Annotated in this window: 11 protein-coding genes; 8 read left to right on the forward strand and 3 right to left on the reverse strand. The window is 62.6% G+C overall.

All coding sequences use genetic code 11. The features are described 5' to 3' along the window. The first annotated feature begins 11 nt into the window (after positions 1-11). The 7 genes from urtE to ureC all read left to right on the forward strand — a co-directional run bounded on the left by urtE (position 12) and on the right by ureC (position 5,143). Positions 12-710: an urea ABC transporter ATP-binding subunit UrtE gene (urtE, locus tag BFP95_RS06855; RefSeq protein ID WP_049710245.1), complete on the forward strand. Its 699-nt coding sequence runs from the start codon at positions 12-14 to the stop codon at positions 708-710. Between the two features lie 30 nt (positions 711-740). Then, complete coding sequence (locus BFP95_RS06860; RefSeq protein WP_065874310.1) at positions 741-1,580, forward strand: urease accessory protein UreD; 840 nt, start codon at positions 741-743, stop codon at positions 1,578-1,580. 59 nt (positions 1,581-1,639) lie between these two features. Then, positions 1,640-1,942 (forward strand): urease subunit gamma, encoded by a 303-nt coding sequence (ureA, locus tag BFP95_RS06865; protein ID WP_003171437.1) that lies wholly within the window; start codon positions 1,640-1,642, stop codon positions 1,940-1,942. A 10-nt stretch (positions 1,943-1,952) separates the two neighbouring features. After that, entirely contained in the window at positions 1,953-2,465 is a 513-nt protein-coding gene (locus BFP95_RS06870; RefSeq protein ID WP_065879923.1) for a GNAT family N-acetyltransferase, read from the forward strand. A 5-nt stretch (positions 2,466-2,470) separates the two neighbouring features. After that, positions 2,471-3,004, forward strand: a complete 534-nt coding sequence (locus BFP95_RS06875) for a GNAT family N-acetyltransferase (protein WP_065874312.1) — start codon at positions 2,471-2,473, stop codon at positions 3,002-3,004. Next, positions 3,001-3,306, forward strand: a complete 306-nt coding sequence (locus BFP95_RS06880) for an urease subunit beta (protein WP_065874313.1) — start codon at positions 3,001-3,003, stop codon at positions 3,304-3,306. Before BFP95_RS06875 ends, BFP95_RS06880 begins: the two co-directional genes overlap by 4 nt. Before the next feature lie 136 nt (positions 3,307-3,442). Next, positions 3,443-5,143: an urease subunit alpha gene (gene ureC / locus BFP95_RS06885; RefSeq protein ID WP_065874314.1), complete on the forward strand. Its 1,701-nt coding sequence runs from the start codon at positions 3,443-3,445 to the stop codon at positions 5,141-5,143. 100 nt (positions 5,144-5,243) lie between these two features. Here ureC and BFP95_RS06890 read toward each other — a convergent pair whose 3' ends face one another. The 3 genes from BFP95_RS06890 to BFP95_RS06900 all read right to left on the reverse strand — a co-directional run bounded on the left by BFP95_RS06890 (position 5,244) and on the right by BFP95_RS06900 (position 20,315). After that, positions 5,244-12,254, reverse strand: coding sequence for an NEL-type E3 ubiquitin ligase domain-containing protein (locus BFP95_RS06890; RefSeq protein WP_065909665.1), 7,011 nt, complete (start codon positions 12,252-12,254; stop codon positions 5,244-5,246). Positions 12,255-12,324: 70 nt separating this feature from the next. Continuing rightward, complete coding sequence (locus BFP95_RS06895) at positions 12,325-19,260, reverse strand: dermonecrotic toxin domain-containing protein (RefSeq protein ID WP_065909666.1); 6,936 nt, start codon at positions 19,258-19,260, stop codon at positions 12,325-12,327. Between the two features lie 116 nt (positions 19,261-19,376). Then, complete coding sequence (locus tag BFP95_RS06900; RefSeq protein ID WP_065874317.1) at positions 19,377-20,315, reverse strand: DnaJ C-terminal domain-containing protein; 939 nt, start codon at positions 20,313-20,315, stop codon at positions 19,377-19,379. A 239-nt stretch (positions 20,316-20,554) separates the two neighbouring features. Here BFP95_RS06900 and BFP95_RS29975 point away from each other — a divergent pair. Further along, the coding region (locus BFP95_RS29975; protein ID WP_256530435.1) for an Hsp70 family protein at positions 20,555-21,123 on the forward strand (569 nt) is incomplete at its 3' end.

Here is a 21,123-nt window from a genome sequence, read left to right on the forward strand (position 1 = left end):
GAGAGTTGAATATGCTGCAAGTCGATAAGTTGCACCAGTATTACGGCGGTAGCCACATCCTGCGCGGGCTGTCCTTTGATGTGAAAGTCGGCGAAGTCACCTGCCTGCTCGGCCGTAACGGCGTAGGCAAGACCACCCTGCTCAAATGCCTGATGGGTCTGCTGCCCTCCAAGGAAGGCGTGGTGAATTGGGAAGGCAAGGCCATCACCGGGTTCAAGCCGCATCAGCGCGTGCATGCCGGGATTGCCTACGTGCCCCAGGGCCGGGAGATTTTTGGTCGGCTGACCGTGGAAGAAAACCTGCTGATGGGGCTCTCGCGTTTTCCGGGCTCAGAAGCCAAGGAAGTGCCCGCCTTCATCTACGAATTGTTCCCGGTGTTGCTGCAAATGAAGCATCGCCGTGGCGGTGACCTGTCCGGCGGCCAGCAACAACAGCTCGCCATCGGCCGGGCCCTGGCCAGCCGTCCGCGCCTGTTGATCCTCGATGAGCCCACCGAAGGCATCCAGCCGTCGGTGATCAAGGAGATCGGCGCGGTGATCAAGAAACTCGCTGAGCGTGGCGATATGGCAATCCTGCTGGTCGAGCAGTTCTACGACTTTGCCGCGGAACTGGCCGATCAATACCTGGTGATGTCCCGGGGTGAAATCGTGCAGCAGGGCCGTGGTGAAAATATGGAAAGCGAGGGTGTACGCGGCCTGGTTACGATCTAACCTGTAGCGTCCTGACGATAAGCACACAACATGAACCTGCCCCTTACTTCCGCCCTGTTCACCCCCAGCTGGCACGCCGAGCTGGAACTCGGCTACGCGCGTTTCGGCGACACCACGCGCCCGGTGATGCGTCGCCACCTCGGCCCGCTGCGCGTGCAAAAACACCTGTATGCCGAAGGCCCCGAGGTGTGCCAGCACATCATCGTGCACCCGCCGGGCGGGATTGCCGGTGGCGATCGCCTGGACATCAGCGCCCACGTCGGTGCCGGTGCCTGGGCACAGTTGACCAGCCCCGGCGCGGCCAAGTGGTACCGCGCCAACGGGCCGGCGTTTCAGCAGCTCGACCTCAGGGTCGAAGCCGGCGCGACGCTGGAATGGCTACCCCAGGAAACCATTGTATTCAGCGCCGCCCAGGCCGAACTCACCACGCGCATTGAGCTGCAAGGCGATGCGCGACTGTTCTACTGGGACGTGGTCGCCCTCGGTCGCCCGGCCAGTGGCGAGCGTTTTGACCTGGGCCACTTCCAGTCGCACCTGGATATCCGCCGCGACGGCCAGTTGCTCTGGCATGAGCGCCAGCGCATTGTGGGCGCCGACGGTTTGCTCGATTCACCTATCGGCCTGGACGGACAACCGGTGTTTGCCACGCTGTTGCTGACCGCTGATATTGACCCTGAATTACTGGAAACCTGCCGCGCCCTGCCCCACGCGGTGCGTGGCGATCTCACCCAATTGCCCGGCTTGCTGGTGGCCCGTTGTTTGGCCAGCGAAGCGCTGCTGGCACGGGGGTGGTTGATTGATTTATGGCGCGTGTTGCGCCCGGCCGTATTAGGCAGGGAAGCGGTATCACCGAGAATCTGGAGCACATGAAGATCCCACACTGGATCTCCATTGTTGATAAGAATGCTGTCTAAGAGAGACCTTGAACCATGGACCTGACCCCACGGGAAAAAGACAAACTGCTGATCTTCACCGCCGGTTTGGTAGCCGAGCGTCGCCTGGCGCGCGGGGTGAAGCTCAACTACCCGGAAACCATCGCCTACATCTCCGCCGCCTTGATGGAAGGCGCCCGCGACGGCCGCACCGTGGCCGACCTGATGCACTACGGCACCACCCTGCTCAGCCGCGAGCAGGTGATGGAAGGTATCCCGGAAATGATCCCGGATATCCAGGTAGAAGCCACCTTCCCCGACGGCACCAAGCTGGTCACCGTCCACCAACCCATTGCGTAAGAGGCCGGCCATGATTCGTGATGCAACCGAGCAGGACCTGCCTGCGATCCGCGACATCTACAACGATGCGGTGCTGAACACGACGGCGATCTGGAACGAACAACCGGTGGACCTGGCCAACCGTCAGGCCTGGTTCAGCGCGCGCCAGGCTTTGGGGTATCCGATCCTGGTGGCGGTGGAAAACGGCGAAGTCACGGGCTACGCCGCGTTTGGCGACTGGCGCCCGTTCGAGGGCTTCCGCTACAGCGTCGAACACTCGGTGTACGTGCGCAACGACCAACGCGGCAAGGGCCTGGGCCCGCGCTTGATGGAAGCGCTGATCGAACGCGCGCGCGCCTGCGGCAAACACGTGATGGTCGCCGCCATCGAAAGTGGCAACCAGGCCTCTATCCGCCTGCATGAACGCCTGGGGTTCATCACCACCGGGCAGATGCCGCGAGTGGGGATCAAGTTTGGCCGCTGGCTCGACCTCACCTTTATGCAGCTTGCCTTGAATCCGGGCGCAGAACCGCCCCAGGAGTGACACCGATGAACGCTGCTCAACTGCGTCGAGTCCATGCTGAAAGTTTTGCCCACTACCGCCTGGGCTTGATCGAGCTGTTGCTGGACGCGGTCAAGCATGGCGCTTCAGTGGGTTTCATGGCCGATTTCGATGAGGCTCAAGCGCGTGCTTATCTGAACGGCGTGCAGGCGAGTATTGAAGACGCCAGCCTGCTGCTGTGGGTGGTGGTGCGCGACGAAGAGGTGATCGCCAGCGTGCAGTTGGCGCTGTGCCAGAAGGCCAACGGCCTGAACCGCGCCGAGGTGCAAAAACTGCTGGTGCACAGCCGCGCTCGGCGCCATGGCCTGGGCCAGCAATTGATGAACGCCCTGGAACTCGCCGCGCGCCAGCACAAACGTGGCCTGCTGTACCTGGACACCGAGGCTGGCTCCGGCGCCGAAGCCTTCTACCAGTCGCTGCGCTACACCAAGGTCGGCGAACTGCCCGACTACTGCCAAAGCCCGGACGGGCGCTACAGCCCGACCGCTATCTACTTCAAGACCCTGGGGCAACCTGCATGATTCCTGGCGAATATCAGATCCAGCCTGGCGAGATCGAACTCAACGTCGGCCGCCGTACCGTCACCCTTGGCGTAGCCAACAGCGGCGATCGGCCGATCCAGGTGGGCTCGCATTATCATTTTTTCGAGACGAATGACGCGCTGACGTTTGACCGTGCGGCGAGCCGTGGCATGCGTTTGAATATTCCGGCGGGGACAGCGGTGCGGTTTGAGCCGGGGCAGAGTCGTGAGGTCGAGTTGGTGGATTTGAGCGGTGGGCGGCGGGTGTTCGGTTTTGCCGGACGCATTATGGGTGATCTCTAGGGCCTCATCGCAGGCAAGCCAGCTCCCACATGGGACTGTATTCACAAATCCAAATGTGTGAACACAGTCCCATGTGGGAGCTGGCTTGCCTGCGATAGCTATTTCACATTCAACACAAATATTTCAGGGCAGACACATGAAGATCTCCAGACAAGCCTACGCCGACATGTACGGCCCCACCGTCGGTGACAAAGTCCGCCTGGCCGACACTGACCTGTTTCTCGAAGTCGAACAGGACTTCACCGTCTACGGCGAAGAAGTCAAATTCGGCGGCGGCAAGGTCATCCGCGACGGTCAGGGTCAAAGCCAATTACTCGCCCATGAAGTCGTCGACACGCTGATCACCAACGCGCTGATCATCGACCACTGGGGCATCGTCAAGGCCGATGTCGGCCTGAAGAACGGGCGCATCCACGCCATCGGCAAAGCCGGCAACCCGGACATCCAGCCCGGCGTGACCATGGCCATCGGCGCCAGTACCGAAGTGATCGCCGGTGAGGGCATGATCCTCACCGCCGGCGGCATCGACAGCCACGTGCATTTCATCTGCCCGCAGCAGATCGAAGAAGCGCTGACCAGCGGCGTCACCACCATGATCGGCGGCGGCACGGGGCCGGCCACGGGCACAAACGCCACCACCTGCACCTCCGGCCCCTGGCACTTGGCGCGCATGCTCCAGGCCAGCGATTCGTTCCCGATGAACATCGGTTTTACCGGCAAGGGCAACGCCAGCCTGCCGGAGCCGTTGATCGAACAGGTCAAGGCCGGCGCCATCGGTTTGAAGCTGCACGAAGACTGGGGCACCACACCCGCGAGCATCGACAACTGCCTGAGCGTCGCCGACCAATACGACGTGCAGGTAGCGATCCACAGCGACACCCTCAACGAATCCGGCTTCGTTGAAACCACCCTGGCCGCGCTCAAGGGCCGCACCATCCACACCTACCACACCGAGGGTGCCGGTGGGGGGCACGCGCCGGATATCATCAAGGCCTGCGGCTTCGCCAACGTGCTCCCCAGCTCCACCAACCCGACGCGGCCGTTCACACGCAATACCATCGACGAACACCTGGACATGCTGATGGTCTGCCATCACCTGGACCCGAGCATTGCCGAAGACGTAGCCTTCGCGGAAAGCCGCATCCGCCGCGAAACCATCGCCGCCGAAGACATCCTGCACGACCTCGGCGCGTTCTCGATGATCAGCTCCGACAGCCAGGCCATGGGCCGTGTCGGCGAGGTGATCACGCGCACCTGGCAGACCGCCGACAAGATGAAACGCCAGCGCGGCGCCCTGCCTGGCGATGGCCCGGGCAACGACAATTTCCGCATCAAGCGCTACATCGCCAAGTACACCATCAACCCGGCGATCACCCACGGCGTGAGCCATATCGTCGGGTCTATCGAAGTCGGCAAATGGGCCGACCTGGTGCTGTGGCGCCCAGCTTTTTTCGGGGTCAAGCCGACACTGATCCTCAAGGGCGGCGCGATTGCCTCCAGCCTGATGGGCGACGCCAACGCCTCGATCCCGACACCACAACCGGTGCACTACCGCCCGATGTTCGCCAGCTTCGGCAGCTCCCTGCACGCTACCAGCCTGACCTTTATCAGCCAGGCCGCCCAGGACGCCGGATTGCCCGAAGCCCTGGGCCTGAAAAAGCAGATCGCCGTGGTCAAGGGTTGCCGCTCGGTGCAGAAAACCGACCTGATCCACAACGATTACTTGCCTGACATCGAGGTCGACCCGCAGACCTATCAGGTCAAGGCCGACGGCGTACTGCTGTGGTGCGAACCGGCCGAGGTGCTGCCGATGGCGCAGCGTTACTTCCTGTTCTGAGCCCCCCATGAGCGGGTGGATAACGGAGCACAGGGTGTTGATGCGCCCCTCGCCGAGGGCGTACATGTGCGAGTGACACTCACCGTTGCCCATCATCTGCTCAGGAGAATTGGTTTTTTATCATGCCGTCGGTGTACTGATAATCCCAGCGCAGTTCGACGCCCGCCGGAATGTCTTCGGTCGCAAACGCGGCATTCAACGAAAACGCCTCGCGGGCACCGGAGCGGCTGGTTGCATACACCGCTTCGGCCCGGAAAGGCACCACTTCGACGTTATATCCCCCTTCTGCCTGGCGTATGGGTTTGCCGTCGGCGTCGTATTCAAAGTGGGTGTTCATCCTGGAAATAATGTTGTCACCCACCAGCGTGATCGGCTCGACTTCCGGTGCCTTGGTGTGGCCAACGACCATGCCAAAGGTGCTGCTTGCGTCCGCAACGAGCCCACGAGGGAGCATCGTCCCCCCGTAAACCCCGAGGATTTCACCTTTTGCAATTCGCCGATTCGCCACCACCATGGACTGGCCGATCAACCCCCGTTCACCGGGCACCTTCACATCCTCGGCGGTAAAGGTGCGCAATTGCAGCTTTTCGTCATACAGCGCCGCGACGCGCTCATAGCCTTCGAATTGGATGTAGGGTTTGATTTGCGCCGAGCTATAGCGATGGCCCTCAGCGGTTGTAACCCGACTCTCCAAGCCTCGAATGCGAATCGGCCGGCCCTGGTAATCCCTTAAAGGGTACTTGCCGTTATTGGCACGGTTATACGTGCCCAGGCGGTTGTCCAGGTTGATGAAGTGGGTTTCATGCCGCATGAAATCCAACTCGGCACGGGTGTAGGGTTTGACCTGCATTGATTCCGAAGCCAATTCGAACTCGTCGTCGGGAACGTCCGCTTTCATTCCCCCCGACAAGCCCCTGCGCTTCCAGGCACCGGCTATGTCCGGCTTGGCGACGATACCGGCGCTGACCAATACAAACGGATTCTTCGGGTCCTGGACGCGCAACACATAGTGCAGCCCATCACCGGCATCAGGCAGACTGGCGATGAAGTAAGGCTTGCCCTCGTACTCGATCTTCTCGGCCTCGGAAAGCCGCAACACCAGCGAGGGTTCGGCCAAGGTTTGAATCTCGCCATGGGGCATCAGGTATTCGGCGATTTCCTGGCGACTCAGGCGCTCCATCAAGCTCGCTTCCTCGATCGCCAGTTGCGCCTGCATGTCCTTGGCCCGGGCCTCGTAGTTGCCCTCGGACAGCGTGCCCGCATCGACCCTGTCACGCAGCTGCGCTAAACGTTCCTGGTATGGCAGGCTCTGGGCACCGAATTGCGTACGGTATTTGTGGGTCACGTAGTCCTGCCAGAACTCCCGCGACATCAAGGCCTGGAATTCCTGCGGCGACTCGTTGAGCTGGATGATCCGGTCGTAGGTGGCATCTAGCGTCGCCTGGCTGACCCCGACCATGTTGGTAAACCGTGCGATGTGCGGCTGGCCAGGCAGGTCCAGTTGCTTGGCGCCGGGCGCCTCCGGCCCCTTGAGCCCCATGCGATAGGCCAGTCGAATTTCCACCTCTTCGAGCAGGTCGATCTGGCGTTGCTTCTGGCTGGCGGACAAGCCCTTTGCGTTGTTGATGCGCGCCTTGCGTGCCTCGATATCGGCCAGGGCGGTTTTTTCCACTTCGTCCAGGCGCAACAGGCCCCTGGACAACTTGATCAGCGCCGCCCCCTGGGTTTCATCGGTCGCCAAGGCGCGTGCCCGATACACCATGGCCCTGATTTCCAGGTTGCTGAACGACAAGGCCGCACGATCACAACACGCAGCGCGCCCGGCCCAGTCGAACATCTCCTGGCGCAGTGCATGGGATTCAGCCGTGTTCTCGGTGATGGTATCGATCACCTCCCACACCCGCTGTTGCAGCTCATCGCCGTCACCCTCGGGCCTGATCAGGTCGTCGAGCATCTGGAAAAATCCATCCGAACCTTCTTGCTCGCGCAACGCCAGCCACTGCTGCTGGCGCGCCGCGATTTGCTCGGCGGACAGCCCACGGGTCCAACGCTGGATCCGTGCATCCACGGTCGGCGCCATACGGAAACTTGCGCCCGAGGTCCTGGCGGTCATCACCAATAAGTTGATGTCACTACCTTGCGTGATCCCAGCCTCGCGCAGGCGCTCGCTATAGGTGTTCACGCGCGCCAACGTCTCGGCAGTGAAGGCGTTATCGGTGACATTGGTGATGTTGTTGAGGCGTGCCGATTGCGCCAACTGATCGTCCGGTGGCGCGATCACCGAGTCGGGAATGTTGGTGAGCCTATTACTGCGCAGGTTGATCTTATCCAGCGCCGGTTGCGCCCCCAGGCCGGTGGGCCAGGTGTCAATGCCGGTAGCGTCCAGACTCAGGGAGCGCATATCGGTTATCAAGCTGAAATCCGGGGTCAGGCCCAGTGGATTGTTGTCCATCCATAACGCACGCAGCGTGGTGCGCTGCGCCAGGATCTGCGCGCTCTCAGGGGTCAGGCGGATCAGGTTTTTCTGCAGGAACAACCGCGTCAACCCATGCATCTCGCCCAAGGCCGGCGGCAGTTCGCGAAGGCGGTTGTTGGACAGGTCCAACCAGCGCACGCCGCGAAAGCGCGACAGGAACTGCTCAGGAGAAACGGTCAGGTTCATGTTGTTCAGCTTCAGCGACCCCACATGACCGAAATCGGCTTCCAGCTCCGGCAGGGCCGGCAGGTTCAAGCCGCTGAGGTCGAGCTCCAGGCCGATGGGGGTGCCGTCACTCGCCAGTTTCTGCGCGGTTGCCCGCCGCCAGCAGTTGAGGATACGACTCTTGGCTTCGAAACGATCGATCTGTACATCGGCGTTGAGCCGGCGTTGATAGGCCCGCACATAGGTATTGGGCGCGCGGGCATTTTCATTGGTGCCGGAAAACGCCCAACCGTTGAGTTGCTGGTTCAAGCCGATGAACTCGACTTCGCGTTGTTGCAACTGCTGCGCGGCGTCTTCCCCCAAGGCCCAGATATAGTCCCGGGCCTGGGCAATGCTGTAGTGGGGGTACATGCGCCGCACCTGGGCGATCTGCGGCGTCTCGATGGCAAATGCATCGTCGATGCCGCTGTCAGGCAGTGCCGGTTCACGTCGCTTGAGGCGGCGCCAATACTGGTCGAGTTCGGCAGCCGTCTCGAGGGAAAACGGATTGCCGAGCATCACGGTCACGCCGTTGATGCGGGCAATGCGCTCGAGGTCCTCAGCGGGCGGGTTCAAGTGCTCGGGTGGTATGTTCCTCAACCAATTGTGGCTCAGGTCCAGGCGTTGCAAGGCCGCCTGATCGCGCAGGCCCCGGGGCCACTGGGTGATGCTGGTATGGCTCAGGTCGAGGTTTTTCAAATGCGGCATGCCGCTGACATCCGGCGTGATGCCCAGCGGGTTGCCGGATAGGTCGAGGGTTTCCAACGCACGCATGCCAGCCAGTCTCTGCGCACTTTCAACGGTCAGGCACACGTTATTGGATCGCAACCATAAGTGGGTCAGGTCACCCATGGCCGTGATCGACTCAGGCAGTTCGTTGAGGCTGGCCTCGGCCATACGCAGATGCTTGAGCCGGGGGAAATTGGCCAGGAACCGCTGCCCTGAGGGTGCCCAGGCGATACGGGTCAGTTCGAGTTCGTCGACATGGCTGAAATCGGCGCTCAAGGCCGGCAGCGGCAGGCCTTCACTGCCGCTGATGTGCAGGCTGCGTCCGGTTTCCCGGCGCCAGCAGCGCTTGATCTGGTTCGCCAGGTTGCCCACATACCCTCCCCGTCGATCAAAGGCCGTGGCCGTCATTTGCGGGGCGTGGGTACGCACCCAGCTTTTGAGGTCGTGCTCAAGGCTGGCATATTCGCTTTCCAGGCGCGACAGGCTGCCACGTACATCAGGCCCCAGGTTCTGGATGAAGGCCCCTACATCGGCGTCGCCGAAGGTCGGATACAGGCGCCGTACCCGCGCCTCGGGGGTGCGAAACACGTTGGTGGTCGAGGTCACCAGTTGCTGCAGACCGCGCCCGCCACCCAACAGGCGCAACGACGGATCATAGGCCGGTTTGCGGATCGGATTATCCAGCAGCACCGTGCGTAATGCCGCCCGTGGCAATGGCTTTCGCTGGATCGCAGCCTTGAGCTGGGCGCTGTCGGCGATTCCCAGGTTTTGCCGTTCGCTGGCCGACAACAATTGCCAGGCCGCCGTGTAGAAATCCCCGTGTTCATCAAGCACCAGGCTGCGCGCTGCGCCATGGTCCGGGGAGCCGATGGCATCCAGCACCTTGCCTTGGGCCGAGTGGTAGCGCAGTTCCACGCGCGTACCCCGGCGCCAGCCGGGCAGGGTTTCAAGGGTGCGCAGGGCCAGGCGCTGGCTGTCAAGATCGCTGGGGGTACCCAGCAGCACCCCCTCATAGGCGCGCGCGGCGCGGGTTTCTTGTTCGTACCAGCGTACCTGTTCGGCCAATGGCTCGGGCAAGCGTTCGCTGTCGCGAAACAACTGGCGTTCTTCAGGGCTCAAGCGCTCCAGTACCCGCGAGGCGATGGCCGACGGCAGGCTGCGATGCTCGGCAAGCAGGCGCTGCACATCGGGGTCGGCGCTACGGGTGCGAGCCGTATAGCGTTCCTCGACCAGCGCGGCCTTGATAGTTTCGGCGCTTTGCGCGAGATAGCTGCGTAGTTTGCCGGCGCGGGATGCCAGGGCGTCGGCGGACGAACCGGGCATTTCCTTTAAGACGTCAGGGTAACCTTCCAGGCTGAATAGCAACTGATCGAGGGCCTCGCCACGCGCCAGATGCGTCGGGCTGAGCACCACCACATGGCGTTTGAGGGTGCTGGCCGTCGGGTCGTCCCATAGCACCTTGCCGGCGCGGTCCATCACGCGCAGCTTCGGCGCACCGAAAAGCAGGCCACGGCGCTGCATCAGGTGCATCTGCAAAGCCACATCGGCCTTGGCGTACACCGCAGGCTCGGCACTGGCGAGTTGCTCGATAAAGCCCGTCATTTCGCGGTGGATGGCAATACGCTGCAGGCTATCGGCAAGCAATAACGGGACGGACTCATGGTCCACGTGGGCGGCGCGCAACACGTCGGTATCAATCCCGCTGCTGACTTGCGCCAACTGCACGGCATCGCTCGAATAGCCAAGGCGACGCCGTACGGTCGCGTCATCCCAGGTCAACGGTGCTTCACCTTCGTGGTGCCAGGCGCCCTCTTGGTTGTGCTCAAGCCCCGGCGCATAGGCGTCCGGCCGCGTGGGGTGCTGGATACGGTACTCGCCATTATGCGGGTCGTGCTGCACCGCATAATGCTCGCCTTCCAGCGGCAGCAGCGCCTGGCCTTCATGGTGATACAGGCCCAGTTCATCGGGTCGCGCGTCGGGGGGCAGCTCGACGTTGGCCTTGTAGGGTGTCAGGTCGTTTTTCCACAGTTTCTGCTCACCGGACGGCAAGGTCACCGGCTTGAGGTTTTCGATCACCGGCGGCGGGCGCAGTACACGCCCGAGCACTGCGCCACCGCCGGCCATCAGCGCCATCTGCGCAAGATTTTCCGCGACGTCAGTGATATGCCCGACCGCGGCTTCGCGATCGCCTTCGCTCCATTCGATTGCGCCGTCAAAGGTCTCATATAGCAGTTGCCCGGCCATCACCCCTAGCATCACCTCGCCCAACACCGGCACGAACATCGACACTAGGTTCAGCCCGAACAGACCCGCCTGCTCAAGCGCGGCGATCTTGCGGGCCCGCGCACGCGCATCCACATCGGCGGTGGGTACCGCGTGCTGGCGGGCATCGGCGATCAGCTTGTCACGCAGCCGGTCGGCGTTGTGCTCCCACAGTGCGACGTTTTCTTCCCACAGGCCGCGCTTTGAAATCACCCGGATGTAGAAATTCGGGTCCTTGATCGGCTCCCGGGGTGCCGGCGACTTGGGCGGCAGCGCTTTGGGCGCGAGCAGGATCGACACGGTGGCCGACACAAAGGGCAGCACGTATTGGTTGATGGCCGAACCGACAGTCGACAGGATTTGAGCCTTGGTGGTGCTGCCCTCCTGGGTCAAGCGACTGTAAAATACCGGCTGGTCGGCATAGGCCAGGAACTGCGCGAAATAGCGCGGGTAGCGGCCAGGCCCCTTGCTGTCGGCGGCCATCAACTGGCGCGTCAACTCGCCTTCCAGGGCATGGGAGTTGGGGTATTTTTTCAGCGGGTGCACGGGATCATGGGGCAGGTAGACCAGTACTTCAGAGGAATACTGGTACTTGTCCACCGGCACGAACACGGTGCATCCGCTCAGGCGCAGGCCCATGATGCTCAGGTCGCTGAACCACACCGGCTTACCGCCTTGCTGCACATCGCGGTGGCCGGCGAGCACTGCTTCGATCACAGCATAATCGCCAGGGCCAATGTCCTGCTGCAGCAGGGCCAGGTAGGCCGCCGCCTGCAGCGCATCTTTTTCGGCGCGGATCACCAATGGCCGCAGCGTCGCTTCGTTGCTGTCGAAGAATGCCTTGAGATGGCGCTGGTACAGGTCGCCAATGTCGACGGCGCGACAGAACCGCAGCAAGCGTTCTACAGACATCGAGGAGGTGACTGCTGCGCTGTTGTCCGCATCGCCGACGCGTAAGCCCGATGAGCTGTCAAAGGCACCCTCCACGCACTCGCGCTCTTCAAAGTTGTGCAAGGCGGCCTGCAGCAGGGTGAGCTTGAGCACGGAATATTCACCGATCTTGATTTCCAGCGCGCCCAGGACAATCGTTTTGCGCAGGTGCAGCCAGGTGGTGTCCAGATCCAGTTCGATGTTGAACGTTTTCTTGAGCCGTTCGGCCAGTATGGGTTTGGCGAACGCCTCGACCGTCTGCAACGGCGCCATGGCCTGGTCCAAGGCATTTTGCGATTCGGCGCTGGCCTCGTTGTAGCGCTTGAGCTGCTGGCGCTGGTAGTCCGGAAGGCTTACGAGCCACTCCAGGGGCTGGGTGGAGGCGCTCTTGAACGCCTCGCGAGTGGGTGCGGCGGCCTTGATCAACCACTGCGGCGTGTTCTGTTTAATCAGCGCATATTCAGCCGTGAGCGGCTCGGTCTGGGCGGCCGGGGGGGTGCCTGCGGGCATGGTGTCTCTCCAGTTAATGTAAGAGTCACAGCACACCACGCCCGCAGGCAGGTTCAGCGGTAGATAGCTATCAGGCGCCGGTCTCGCGGCGGGACAGCTCGATCAGTTTCTGATTGCGCTGGGTGGACAGCTCGATTTCAAGCGCGTTGGCAGCCTCGCCGTAGGCTTCGTCGATCTGCTCGTGAGCGGCCTCAAGGCTGCTGCGCCGGCGCGTGGTGATCTGGCTCAGGGTGTTGAACTCATCGGGGTATCGCTCCGTCAGGTACTGCACCCAGTAGTCGCGGCTGATCAGGTCCTCGTAGAACGCATCGGTGCCCTCCAGGCGCAGTATTTCGGCCCGGGCTTCATTGAGCAGCTCGCCAGCAATTGGCCGCCCATACGACATGTGGCGGGGTTGAGCGGGCAACACCAGGCCATCCGGCCAGCCGTCAGTCAGGCCTATGCGGTACTCCAGGCGCCTCTCTGCCATATCCACAGAGCCCTCGGTAGTCGCCAACGCCTCGACCTTGCCCAGGCGAAACAGCTGGCGCGACAGGTTCAACAGCGCCTGGCCCTTCAAGTCCAGACGTTCGGGGTCCAGGCCGAGCAACGCATTGTATTCATACACCTTGACCTCAATGCCGCTGAACGTGAGGATGCGCCCGTCGATACAGGTGCCGTGGGTGTTGGCCATGGCGAACAGGATCTCCCGCAACTGGCTGTTGCCGGCGGCGGCGCTTACCACGTCCCACACCCGTCGCGTCAGGTCGGCGCGGGCCACGCGAAACTCCAGGGTGTCCTGCAACCGCGCAAGCAGGTGGAAGAAGGCCTGGTTATCTGGCTCGGCGTGCAACTGCTCCCACAGCTCGATGTGGCCCTGTACGGCGTCGGGGTCGATATTTTCCAGCCATGCGGCGCGTTGTGGCGACTCACCCTGGGCCTCGACGATATCTTCGTCTTCCTCTACGCCACTGTTGCCATTGGCGTCTTCGGTATCGCTGTCCAGATCGTGCAGCAGTTGCTCGATATCGCTACGCGTAAGCCCCAGCGCGCGATCGCGCCGGCCAGCCACCAAGTAGTCGCGCAGGCGCTCAAGGCTGTCGAGGGACAAACTCACGTTGTCGGACAGGTCGACCCCATCGAGCAACGTATCGTGCTGACCATTGAGCGCATGATCGGGGATCAACGAGATTTCATTGTCACTGAGGTTCAGGCTGCGCAGGTTCGGGGCGGTCAACACGCCGTCTGGCCACTGCACCAGGCGGTTGTTGCGCAGGTCCAGGGTGTGCAGCGTGTGCAGGTTGTCGACACTGAAGGTTTCCAAGTTGTTGTAGCTCAGGTCCAGCCATTGCAACTGGGTCAGGTTTGCCAATGTGCGATACAAAGGCTCGGGGTCGGCGAGGCTGTTGCTACCCAGTTCCAGGCGTTCCAACTGGCTCATCGCACCCACCGGCTCGGGCAGCAGTTGCAAGCCGTTGCCGCTGAGTTCCAACACGTGCAGTTGGGGGAACGCGCTCAAGAAGCCGTTGGAACCCAGCTCGGTGACGCGCACACCGCTGAGGTCCAGGGTGCCAACGTGGGCAAGTGATACCGGCAGTGGTGGCAAGTCGCCGAGTTGCAACCCGTTGAGGGTCAACACGCTATCGGCCTCGCGACTCCAGGCCAGGATGCCGTCGCGCCAGCAGGCCATGATGCGCCGCGCCGCCATGCCACGACTTTGTGCCGACAGGATCCAGTTGCCCCCGCGAGTCCAATCGATGCCCCGGGTTTCGCGCAGGTACATCCAGCCATTCAAGCGCCGCGTCAGGTCTTCGAAGTCACGGTTCCAGGCATCGACACGCTGATGCAGTTGGGCATCGCCAACCCCATCCTCGCGCAACTTGGCCAGCCACTGCGCGGCGCCATCCTCGTCGAGCGCCGGGCACAGACGATGCAGCCGCTGCTCCAGGGATGCGCCTTGGATTTCGGCAGGCAGCAACGGCAACAAGTGTCGGGCAATGGCTCCCCCGCTCTCCGCAGGAGGGAAATGATCGGGCACCTGATTCTCGGCAAACCGTTGCAAGGTACCTTCGGGCAAGCCACGCGCTTGCTCTACCCGGTGCATGGCCGTCTTCAGCGCGGTGTGCGCCTCGGGTGTCAGCGGCGTATCGGTAAGGTTGGCGTTGAGCAGCACGCGGTCCTGGGCCAGGGCCGAGGCTGGTACGCGGGTGAGCTGGCTGCTGCGCAAATCCAGCCAGGTGAGCTGCGACAGGTGTTCGACGCCGGTCGGCCAGGCTGTCAGTGTGGTTCCCCGCAGACTCAGTGATTGCAAACGCTCCAGGCCGCGCACATCCAAGCTGTGCAGTGGGTTGTTACGCAAGTTGAGGTGTTCAAGGGCTGGTAAATCGCGGGTTTCAAACGGCAGTTGCGTCAGGGCGCTGCCGCTGAGGTCGAGCATCTGCACCGATGGAAACGCCCGGATAAACACCTGGACCTGATCCGCCGGCACCCGCAGGTTGCGCATGCGCAAGGTGCGCACATGGCTAAAGCCCGCCGCAGGCAGATGCGGCAGCGTATCCAATTGCATGTAAGGCAGGTCCAGCACCGAGGAGTCGCTCATGTGCCCGTACAACCGGTCCAGGCTCGGCTCGCCGGTGGATGAACCGTACTGGCGGTAGACGCCATTACGCCAACAGGTTCTCAGCGTGGAGGCCAGGGTGGAGCGTGCATAGCCGCCACCCTCCAGCGTCATCGAATCGCCCACCCAGGCCTCCAGCAGGCCATTGATTTCACGGCATTGCGCACTCAGCGCCTCGATCGCCGCAAACCGCGTTTCGGCGCCCGGCCATTGTTCGGCAAATCGCGTGAACAGGATGTCGGGGGACTGGGGGCCCATCTCGGTCAGGCGCTTGAGTTCGCCACGGCAGTAGTCACTGACCATTTCCTCCAGGTCCATCAAATGTTCAGCGCGGCTACTGACAAACTCATACGCCGGCTTGAACACCTCACGCGGGAACCGCGACCAGTCCAGGGACAACCCGGCAAACAGCCGTTCATGACCGTCGTAGATTCCGCCGGGCAAAGCGTCGATGGCGGTTTGGCGCAGGTTCAGGCGTTCCAAGGCCGGCAGGTCGAGCACGCCGGTCGGCCACTGCTTCATCCAGGGGTCGATGATTTCCAGGCGACGCAGGTGATTGAATGCGCTCACATCCAGCGGCGGGCTGGGCAGCGCCGGTCCGTCGAAGCGCGCCGACACCAGGCTCAGCTCCTCGATGTGGGTCAGGGTGCCGAGCCTGGACAGGATGGGCGGTGTCAGCGGCACCGAAATGCTCAGGCTGCGCAGTTGGCGCAGGTTGCGCACGCGCTCGAAAACACTGTCTAGCTGGTCAGAGCTGCCGGCCATGTGCAGTTTTTCCAGGTTGGGGAACAGGGCCAGCAAGTCATCGGCGCTGGAGGTAACCAGTTGCAGGTCGCGCACATGGGAAAAGTCGGCGCTCAACCGAGGCAGCGGCGGCAGCGAGGAGAAATGGATGATGCGCAACTGCGCGTAGCGTGGGTCTTCGCCGGCCAATGGGGCATTGCGCCAGGAGTCTTTGATGCTGTCGGCCACTGCCCTAGACCCGAAGGACGACGACTGCAGCCCTTGGGGCTGGGGACCGACCCACTGGTCGAGGCTGGCCTCCAAGCTTTGCCATTCACGCGTGCGCGCTTGCAGCAGGCCGTAGATCTGCGCATCGCTCTGCCCGGCCAGGCGCTGCTCGAGGATGAACCCGTTGGCCTGTTGCTCGGTGAGTTGGGGGTAAAGGTCCTGCACCCGCGAGACCAGTGACGGGTCGACGCCGCTGCCGCGGCCGCTGGCGAGGTAGCCCACCTGGCTGGCGCTGATACGTGTCGGCGCCTTGATGCGTTGACGGGTGGCGGCGTGGCGGTCGAGACGTGCGGCCATCTCGCCACGATGGCCCAAGGCATAGTCGATGATCGCGCGGCGCAGGTCGGCGCTCTGGCTGACCTGGGGCATGCCCAGAGCCTGGCGCGCCTCGTCGGGCAAGGCGTGCATGATCGAGGCATAGAAGTTGTCGCCATGGCGCGGCAGGCTGTTGAGGCTTTCACCACGCGCGTTGAAGGCCTGGTAGACCGGGCCGTGCTTGACCAGGTATTTGCGCTGAGGCGCGGTCTCGCTCCCGATGCCATCGAGCAGGGCCCCGCTGATGCTGCCTTCGCGCACTTCCAGGCGCAGTTGATCGGACCAGCCCGGCAGGCGTTGCAGAGCGTGCAGGGCCAGGCGCGTGCTGTCGCCGGCGGCCATGTTTTCCAGGTGCAATCCGGCGTAGGCGTGGCCCAGGCGGCCTTGGCGGGCGTACCAACGGCCTTGTTCCAGCAGCGGCAAGGGCATGCGCCCGGTGCTGTGCAGGCGTGCCAGTTGCTCAGCGTCGGCGAGTTCGATCACGTTACGCGCAGCCGGCTCGCTGAGGCCTGGGCAGAGCCGTTGCAGCTTGGCGATATCCGGGTGCGATGCGGCGTGGCCGTTGTACAGGCTTTCAAAGATTGCCGCCTGGCGGGTGCGTGCGAAGTCGGCGATCTGCTTGCGAAACTCCGTGGGTCGCTCGGCCACCACGCGCGCCGGTTCACCGCCCAACAGCGCGGTAATTTCCGTTTCATTCAGGGCGGCGAGAATCCGCGTCGGCAGCTCGCCGCTGAGCACGTCGGCGCGGCTGATGCGGATCGGTGCCTTGGCCTCGATCCCGGCAAACCACCGCTCGGAGCCGTACTTGATCGAGCGCCCGGTCAATGCACGGCTGTCGAACACTTCGAGCACGCGTCCCAGCGGCCAGCGCGGCAGTTCGGTGATAAGAGGCAAGGTGAACAGGTAGCGTCCGTTGGTCGATTGCCCGGTCCGGATCTGCTCGATGACCTGGTCCACGCCTTGGTCAGCCTCGATCAGGCGCATTGCGTCGGTCAACTCAGGCGCAGGTGACCGGTTGTCCATGTGCATGCGGCGCAGTTGGTTATCGGTGACGCCGCTGATGTCGGCGGCCTTGAGCAATTGCGCATCGGTAAACCCTTGGGTGCTGTGGCCCATGCGGCGCAGCAGGGTCAGGCGGTCCCAGGCCAGTGGCCGCTCCAGGCTATGGCGCCATGCGCCCTGGCCGTTGTGGCTGAGCAGCGGTTGATAGGCACTGGCATCGCTGGGGTGCGCGATGCGCCAGCGTTGCACAGTGGCGTCGTAGCGCTGCTCATAGGCCTTGTCTCCCTGGCGAATGTAGGTCTTGCCGCCCTTGAAATACTGGCCCTGGGCATTCGGTGAGCCTTCAAGCAGCACCGGGCTTTCGTAGCCACGTAGGTCGGCTTTGCCCAGGCGGACCTGGCCGTCAGGCAGGCTGACCGGGTGCAGGTTTTCTATCACCGGCTCGGCCTTGGCCGCCGTCAATTTGGCCAGGGCCTTGCCGCCGGCGACCATCAATGCCAGCACCGCGAGGTTTTCCGCCACATCGATCAAATGGGCCTTAGCCGCCCGGCGGTCGCCTTCACTCCATTCGATCACACCGGTGAAGGTCTCGTGCAACAGTTGGCCGGCCATCACGACCATCATCACCTCCCCCAGCACCGGGACGAACATCGACACGGCGTTGAGCACCAGCAGGCCGATGTTGAGCAACGCACTGAATTTTTCCGAGCGCACCCGCGCATCCACATCGGCAGTGGGCACGGCGTGGCTGCGTGCGTCATTGATCAGTTTGTCGCGGTACTGTTCGAACAGGTAAGTCCACAGGTCGATGTTCTCTGCCCAGATGCCATGGCCCTTGCGCGACAGCGCCGTGGCGTCAATGTAAGGATCCAGGTTGGCGACCTTGGGCCTGGGTGGCGCTGGCGGCAATTCACGCGGGGCGACGAGCAGGATAAAGGGATTGATGCCCTTGAGCCCCTGATTGGCCAGCGGCGCATAGGGTTGCAGCGCCTCGCCCAGGGAGGCGGCAGGCGCGTTTTCAGTGAACTGGCTGAAAAAGTACGGGCGATCGGCATAGTCGACGAACTGGCTGAAAAATCGCTGATAGCCAGTGGGGTTGCCGTTGGCTTCGGCAGCGTTGTCACGGGCGGTGAAATGCTGTTTGAACGCAGCGCGCATGCCTTCGAAGGTGTAGCGCTTGAGGGGGTGAAGGGGGTCGTTGGGGATATAGAGAATCAGCTCGTCCGAGTAGCGATACTGCTCACTCATCACAAATACCACGCAGCCGGTCAGGCGTTTTTTCATCATGCCCAGATCGCGGAACCACACCGGTTTGCCGCCCAGGCGCGGGTGGCGTTCACCGTTGATCACGTCCTGGATCATCCGGTAGTCAGCGGGCCGGATATCCTGCTGCAACAACGCCTGGTCCGCCGCCACGGAGAGGGCGGCTTTCTGCGCAGCAATGAAAGCCTGGCGCAGGGCCTGGTCGTCCTGCGGCTTGAGGAAGCGCTCAAGGTAGGCCTGGTAGAGCGCGCCGATATCCAGGGTGCGGCACAGGTGAATGAATTGGGGCACGGTCAACGCTGTCGTGATGGGGTCGAAAGTGCCTGGGGTCTGGGTTTCGCGCAGGAAACCGGATTGCCGATGAAAAGCGCCGGGCTTGGCTTCCGCTTCTTCGAAGTTGTGCAGCGCAGCCTGCAGCAGCGGCAGTTTCAGCACATCGAAGCGGTCGACCTCGACGGCGAACACGCCCAGCTCCACCGGCTTTTGCAGGTGCAGGTAGGTGGTGTTGACGTCCAACTGCAGGTTGAACTGATCCTGCAACGCCTTGCGCAATAGGGGTTCAGCGAACTGGTCGACGCTTTGCAGCGAGGCCACGGCCTTGTCCAGCGCGGTTTGCGCATTGAAGCTGGCAAGCACGCGGTTGTTCAGGGCCAGGCGCTGGACGGGGGTGGCGCGGGTGTACCAATCCGGCGCGGTGGTGCGGGCCTCCTTGAGGGTGGCGCGGCGTTCGGGGGTGGCGTTGATCAGCCAGTCGGGAATGCTTTGTTCGAGAAAGGGGCCGTGGATACTGGCGGACGCGGGGGGTTGCGGGTTGGGCATGGCGGATCATCCGTGACTGATGGGAAAGCCATCAGCCTAATGATCGGTGCCTGGGGACGAGGGCTAACTATGTAGGCGCGAGCCTGCGATGCAGAGCACGTTCGCGCCTACAGGTGTCAGAAGTGCTCGCGTGGGTTGAACGCGGCTTTCTGCGCCAGTTCCTGCCACAGCGCCTTCACCTCATCGTCGCTGCTCTTGGGCATTACCGCCTTGAGCTGCACGAACAGGTACCCGCGCTGCCCCGCCTTGTTCAACAGGCCATGGCCCTTGGCGCGCATGCGCTGGCCGTTCTGGCTGCCGGCGGGCACCTTGAGGTTGATCTTGCCGGTCAGTGTCGGCACGGCGACTTCCGCGCCCAGGGCCAGTTCCCACGGTGCCAGCGGCAGGTTGATGATCAGGTTTTCACCGTCCACCTCGAATTTGGGGTGCGGCGCGAACTTGATGATCAGGTACAGGTCGCCATTGGCCCCGCCGCCGATCCCCGGTGCGCCCTGCGCCTTGAGGCGGATGCGCTCACCGTCGGCCACGCCGGCGGGGATCTTCACGTTCAGGCTCTTGGTGGTATTGCTCACATGCCGGCCCGAGGCGTCGTAGTGCGGCACCTGGAAGCTGATCGGCTTGGATTCGGTCGACAGCGTCTCTTCAAGCGACACCGTGAGGTGCATCTCCACATCCTGGCCCTTGCGCCCGGCAGGACGACGCTGGCCGCCACCAAAGGCATCGCCGCGCGAGCCGAAGATGGAGCTGAAGAAGTCCGAAAAATCCTCACCGCCGCCGCCACCGCCATAGCCACCACGGCTCTGCCAGCCCGGCGGCCCCTGGAATGGCTGGCCATGTTGGCCGTATTTGCGCAGCTCGTCGTATTCCGCGCGCTTGTCGGCGCTTTTAAGCGCTTCATAGGCTTCGGACGCGTCCTTGAACTTGGCTTCAGCGTCTTTTTCCTTGCTCACATCCGGGTGATATTTGCGTGCAAGCTTGCGATAGGCGGCCTTGATTTCCTTGTCATCAGCACTCGGCTCGACACCCAAAATCTTGTAATAGTCTTTGAAATCCATCGGCGGTTCACCATCCTTCAATCGAGATCGCACAGCCCGGGGCACAACGTGCGCTGGTTTGCACTTGTTGAGTCTTGTGGCCTGGGGGTGCGTCAAAGTGTTATCGGCACTTGCCGTATGCAGCAGATGTGGGGGCAAATCCTCAGGATTCAAGCACGATTTAACGGATGGTCGGCCTACGCATCCGCCTTCGACTGGCATACACTGCGCGGCCGTTTTTCAACCGGAACCCGATAGACATGAAAAACCCATCCCCAGCCCGTGCCTGCGGCATCGACTTTGGCACGTCCAACTCCACCGTCGGCTGGATCCGCCCCGGCATGGAAACGCTTATCGCGCTGGAGGACGACAAGATCACGTTGCCGTCGGTGGTGTTCTTCAACTTCGAGGAGCGTCGCCCGGTGTACGGCCGCCTGGCCCTGCATGAGTACCTGGAAAACTACGAAGGCCGGCTGATGCGCTCGCTCAAGAGCCTGCTGGGTTCCAAGCTGATCAAGCACGACACCAGCGTGCTCGGCACGGCGATGCCGTTCACAGACCTGCTGGCGCTGTTTATCGGCCAACTCAAGAGCCGCGCCGAGGCCAACGCCGGCCGTGAGTTCGAAGAAGTGGTGCTGGGCCGCCCGGTGTTTTTCGTCGATGACGACCCGATGGCCGACCAGGAAGCGGAAAACACCCTGGTCGACGTTGCGCGCAAGATCGGCTTCAAGGACATCTCGTTCCAGTACGAACCGATTGCGGCCGCCTTCGACTACGAGTCCACCATCGAAAAGGAAGAGCTGGTACTGATCGTCGACATCGGCGGGGG

Origin of the sequence: Pseudomonas sp. 58 R 12 (assembly GCF_900005865.1) — a bacterium.
Classification (GTDB): Bacteria; Pseudomonadota; Gammaproteobacteria; order Pseudomonadales; family Pseudomonadaceae; genus Aquipseudomonas; species Aquipseudomonas tritici.